The organism is Exiguobacterium sp. TNDT2 (assembly GCF_003331145.1).
In the GTDB taxonomy this organism is placed as follows: domain Bacteria; phylum Bacillota; class Bacilli; order Exiguobacteriales; family Exiguobacteriaceae; genus Exiguobacterium.
In genome coordinates this window covers 1-4,424 of record NZ_QLVE01000032.1, presented here as the reverse complement: position 1 = coordinate 4,424, position 4,424 = coordinate 1, and the positions used below count along the sequence as shown (strand labels likewise).

4 protein-coding genes and 1 pseudogene are annotated in these 4,424 nt (G+C 40.1%); 1 reads left to right on the top strand and 4 read right to left on the bottom strand.

Features of this window, described 5'->3' with window-relative positions; translation table 11 throughout:
• Positions 1-101: 101 nt before the first annotated feature.
• A pseudogene (locus tag DPV68_RS13440) lies at positions 102-1,088 on the top strand (Gfo/Idh/MocA family protein).
• 15 nt (positions 1,089-1,103) lie between these two features.
• Here the strand turns inward: DPV68_RS13440 and DPV68_RS13435 are convergent.
• The 4 genes from DPV68_RS13435 to hxlA form a co-directional block, all read right to left on the bottom strand.
• On the bottom strand, positions 1,104-1,955 hold the full coding sequence (locus DPV68_RS13435) for a Cof-type HAD-IIB family hydrolase (RefSeq protein ID WP_101190296.1): 852 nt from the start codon (positions 1,953-1,955) through the stop codon (positions 1,104-1,106).
• 60 nt (positions 1,956-2,015) lie between these two features.
• Positions 2,016-2,633, bottom strand: a complete 618-nt coding sequence (locus DPV68_RS13430; protein WP_101801553.1) for a cyclase family protein — start codon at positions 2,631-2,633, stop codon at positions 2,016-2,018.
• A 170-nt stretch (positions 2,634-2,803) separates the two neighbouring features.
• The gene (hxlB, locus tag DPV68_RS13425) at positions 2,804-3,358 is read right to left on the bottom strand and encodes a 6-phospho-3-hexuloisomerase (protein WP_101190294.1); all 555 of its coding nucleotides are present in this window, start codon (positions 3,356-3,358) and stop codon (positions 2,804-2,806) included.
• A gap of 1 nt (position 3,359) precedes the next feature.
• Positions 3,360-4,001 (bottom strand): 3-hexulose-6-phosphate synthase, encoded by a 642-nt coding sequence (gene hxlA / locus DPV68_RS13420; RefSeq protein ID WP_101190293.1) that lies wholly within the window; start codon positions 3,999-4,001, stop codon positions 3,360-3,362.
• Positions 4,002-4,424: the final 423 nt, after the last annotated feature.

The following is a 4,424-nucleotide window of genomic DNA, read 5'->3' as shown; positions in this document are numbered from 1 at the left end:
AGGTACTAGATATAGAATGGTTAGTAAATTTTTTTAGCGTTGGAATAATGTCTTTGCAATTGTGGGCGATAATGCAATAAAAACAGAAAAGAGGATAAAAAATGATACGAATCGGCATAGTGGGTACTAATTGGATTACAGAAAGATTGCTTGAAGCGGCAAAAGAGATTGAGAATTTTAAATTAGCAGCCGTTTATTCCCGAACGTTGGAAAGAGCAGAGGAATTTGCCAGTCAATAAGGAATAACTAAAATTTTTACTGACTTGGAAGAAATGGCAGTCAGCGATGAAATCGATGCGGTTTATATTGCCACACCCAACTCATTCCATGCTGACCAAGTCGTCTTGTTTTTTAAAAACTCCAAACATGTATTATGTGAAAAACCGATGGCTGCCAATGCAGCAGAAGCAGCGAAAATGATTCAAGAAGCGAAAGATCATAATGTGCTGCTTATGGAAGCGATGAAATCTACGTTGCTTCCAAACTTTAAGGCCATTCAAAATAATCTGCACAAAATCGGCCCTATCCGCAGATACTTTGCTAGCTATTGCCAGTACTCATCGCGTTATGATGCATACAAAAAAGGAACAGTATTAAATGTATTTAATCCAAATTTTGCGAACGGTTCATTGATGGATCTGGGCACCTACTGTTTATACCCGCTCATTTTACTGTTCGGCGAACCAAAAGAAATAAAGGCCACAGGTCTTATCCTGGATTGCGGTATAGATGGCGAAGGAAGTGTCCTATTGAAATATGATGACAAAGATGCGGTTATCATTTATTCAAAAATCACAAATTCCACTTTACCAAGCGAAATCCAAGGGGAAAAAGGAATTATGGTGATTGATAAAATACATTCAGCCGAAAAAGTGGACATTCATTACAACGATGGCACTGTTGAATCAGTGACAGTAGGACAACCTCAGCCCGCTATGTATTATGAAGTGAAAGAGTTTATCGATTTAATCAGCCAAAAGAAAACGGAGTCACTTGTTAATTCGTTTGAAAACTCCTATACCACCATGTGCGTAATGGATAAAGTCCGCCAAGAAATCGGCCTGTCCTATCCAAGTGATTCCAAGTAAACGGTCTTCAATTGATCAGGCCGTCGGAAGCGAATCAGAATTTTTTTCTTCTATATAATTGGAAGTATTCACTGGCTCTAAAATAAACTTTTCTAATACGTGAAGCACCCCTTCTTCATTGTTCGTAAAGGTCGTATAATCAGCCATAGCTTTCACTTCCTTTACGGCATTTCCCATTGCTATACCGAGACCGGCTGTCTCAATAAGTTCGATGTCATTATAGTTGTCACCAATACCGATTATTTCTGAACGGTCTATACCAAGTTTTTTCGCTAAGCATAATAGGGCACTACCTTTGTTTGCCTCGGGATGGGTGATTTCAAGGTAGTGTTTTTTTGATTTTGCGATGTGAGCATACTTGCCGAATAAGGTTTGCAATTCATTTTGTAAGTAATCGAGGACGATTGGTTCTTCGATAAAAAGTAGTTTTGTCACGCCTTTTTGGGCAAGCTTGATGAGATTGGGCTCTATCCTATAGGGCACTTTAACTGCTTCAGAATAAGCAATCAGCTTGTCATTTTCTACGGCACTGTAGAGAATATCATCTTGGTATATTTGTAGATGTAATTTTTTCTCACGAGAAATTTCGATTAACTTTTGTGCAATATCGGGAGGAACAGTGCGCTCATATATTACTTCTTTTTCATTAACATCCTTGATCAATGCACCTTGATAAGTGATGAGCGGTACATTTATACCCAACTGCAGGGCAATGAGTTTCGCAGAGGAAAACATGCGGCCCGTAGCAATCGTAACAATTGTCCCCGCTTCCACCGCTTTTTTAATAGCGGTTACTGTATTTGGTGAAATCATTAAATCGTCTGTGAGCAATGTCCCATCGAGATCGATCGCGACCAATTTATACATAGGCTCTCTCCTTACAATTATGTTTTATCTTTCATGGAAAAATGATTGAAACAGAAAAATTCAACTTAATCCTTCAAACAGCAATACTCGCGCAGGTGAAGCCTCCGTACCTACTAATTTCAAAGGCGCGGCAACCATAAAGTATTGTCCCTGCTCCACTTCCTTCAATCTCAGGCCCTCTATGATGATGATGTCATTTGCAAATAAGGTTTTATGCGTCGGATGCCCTTCTTGGCTTCTTTCAATTCCAAGCGCATCTATTCCAACCCCGCGAATCCCTAACTCAGCAAGATAGCTTGCTCCATCTTTTGCCAGATAGACAAAATCAAAATTAAACTTTTCCTCAAACGAGTTTTTCGTTTTTAATAAAATAAAATCTCCTTTTTGAAGCTTGAATCCTTCTAAGTCCGTTTTTGAAATTCCGTTCTTTACTGCCGTCAAATCGAGAACTTGACAAGGCCCTACAAGACTGTCCAGCGAAAGCGATTCGAATGTCTCTCCATCCACATTCATATGAAGCGGCGCATCGATATGCGTTCCGGTGTGCACATCCAGATCCAGCCGCGTTTCCGTAACATAGCCGTTTGTCTGCTGATTGATTTTTGGCTGTTTTTCCGGTTTGTCCTTGTAAACGGTCATGCCTTCATAGATCGCCCCTGTTACATCATACATTTTCATGTAATCCAACCCTCCATTAGTAATATTGTCTTCAATGATACCTTCACCTTCGCATGCCATTTATACAGTTGTCCAATGAAAATACTTTGGTGCAAAAAAGTTCAAGCTTGATAAACAATTAGAAATAAGCTTGAGCTTAAAAAATCTTAAACTCAAGCTTATTCGTTGTTCTATTCTAAATTCGCATGTCTGCCATACATGACATCGGATTTGAGTCCCTTTTTATCCATGAATCTCAAAATCACCGCGTCATAAAACACAAGAAGCGACTGTTCAAACAATGATCCCATCGGTTGAATCGATTTGCCACTAGTGCCCTCCCCTTTTGCTTGTGCCGGTATTTCAATTCGAATATCCGCCAGTTTGCCTATTGTAGACTCAGGGTTTGTAGTAACAGCCACTATGGTTGCACCGATGCTTTTGGCTTTCTTCGTCATGGCTGCGAGGCTTTGGGTCTCCCCGGAACCAGAACCGACAATGAAAATATCATCGACTTCCAGGTTCGGTGTCACCGTTTCTCCAACCACATACGCATCCAGGCCTACGTGCATCATACGCATCACAAATGCCTTAGCCATAAAGCCGGATCGGCCCCCGCCTGCCACAAATATTTTCTTTGCACGCAGGATGCCGTCCACTGCCTTTTCGGCTTCCTCATCATCAATGAGAGCAGTGGTCCGCTTCAATTCAGCCAGTATTTCGTCTGTATAGCCCGCCGTGTTCATATTACGCCGTGACACTTTCTTTCATCATCTTTTGAATTTTTTCCGCTTCCGCGCCCTTGTTCTCTTTGCTTGTAATTCCACCGCCGACAATGATTAAATCCGGTTGTGCTTTAATGACTTCCGGCAATGTCTCCAGTTTGATGCCGCCTGCAATAGCAGTTTTGGCATTTTTTACGACGCTTTTGATTGTACGAAGATCTTCGAACGAATCTTTCCCTTCCGCTTGCAGATCGTAGCCTGTGTGGACACAGATATAATCCGCGCCAAGTTCATCAAGCTCTGCGGCCCGTGTTTTGATATCTTTTACGGCGATCATATCCACCAGGATTTTCTTACCTTGTTTTTTCGCTTCTTCAACTGCGCCCTTGATGGATGAGTCTTCTGCCTGAGCAAGAATCGTAACAATATCTGCTCCTGCAGCAGCAGCATTTGATACTTCATAAGCTGCAGCGTCCATAATTTTCACATCTGCAAGAACTTCCAGGTTAGGGAAAGCTGCTTTTATTTCTGCGACAGCTTTAAGACCTTCTTTATTGATGACTGGCGTCCCGATTTCAACGATGTCGATAAACGCCTCTACTTCTTTAACCACTTCGATTGCTTGTGGAATGTTTACTAAGTCTAAAGCTAATTGTAATTTCATGTGTCATTCTCCTTGTTGTCGTATTTTTGATTCTGACTTAGTGTAAAACCTACAAGCATTGTTGTGAAGTACGCACTTTAATTTCACATACTGACAAAAAGTATACTGTCGGCGGCTATCACAATGGTAATCTGTTTAATTTCATATATATGCATTTATTTCTTAATGTATCTGATTAACTTTATAGTTCTATTAAGACCGCTTTAAGATAATCCAATTACTTTTTCCTTTTCACTAAACACTCAACACGACTTATCCAGTTTGAAAATCAATTACTTGTTTCTTATCCGAATGAGCTATTGTAACTTTTTTGCAATAGATTACTTTCGATAATGGGATTTAACCTTTGTTATTTCTCCCTCAAAAAATCCTAAATTCCTTAACTTCTAAAAAATATTTCATGATAGAGATATTTTGTATATC